Annotated in this window: 2 protein-coding genes; both read right to left on the bottom strand. The window is 30.6% G+C overall.

The genetic code is table 11. From position 1 onward, the window contains the following. On the bottom strand, positions 1-473 hold a 473-nt coding region (locus ACXAHM_RS26305), incomplete at its 3' end, for an IS110 family transposase (protein ID WP_474967061.1). A gap of 4 nt (positions 474-477) precedes the next feature. Next, positions 478-600: a hypothetical protein gene (locus ACXAHM_RS26310; RefSeq protein WP_474967062.1), complete on the bottom strand. Its 123-nt coding sequence runs from the start codon at positions 598-600 to the stop codon at positions 478-480. Positions 601-718: the final 118 nt, after the last annotated feature.

Raw genomic sequence — 718 nt, forward strand, 5'->3', positions numbered from 1 at the left:
AGCTCTCCTAAAGATCGTTTAAGAGAATGTAAATTCTTTTGTAATAATTTTCTTTGAACTGAATACTTTTTCAGCCTTTCTAAGGCTTCTGGTAGTGGTTTCCATAGTTTTGCTCTATCTGAATACCTCATACAGAAATCAGCTAATCTAAAAGCATCTAAGGGATCACTTTTTCCTCTTTGAAGACCACTATTCAATTTAAGTTCTAAAGAAGATACCATCCATAAATCTAAGCTTATTTCTGCCATTTCAATACATAACAACTCACTATAACCACCAGTATGTTCGGCTAAATACAGACAGTTTTCTTTTTGTATACCTTTCTCATTTAAAACTTTAAACATCTTCTGAATACCTTTAACAGAATTATCTATTCTTCCTTTCAGAACTTCTTCTCCTTCTGTTAAACAACTAAAATCTAACCAACTTTTTGATACATCAATTCCTACAAAACTCTGATACTTTGCTTTCATATTATTACCATTCTAAAGTGAAATAGGCCTTTTGATTCGAATTGACATCAAACCCTCGATAATGAGCTTTTAATCTCCAATTTGTATCTGATCTTTCTTCGAATATTCCTATAAAGATGTAATCCATTCATAAGCTTTAATGCTTAGGTAATAAGTGTCATTTGCTCTATAGGAGGCCTTTCTTTATTTCTAATTTATAAGATAATGATTCTTAGAATTTTTCTTTCATACAAACCTAGAGGATA

It is taken from the genome of Flammeovirga sp. AWQ4_249 (genome assembly GCF_056161045.1).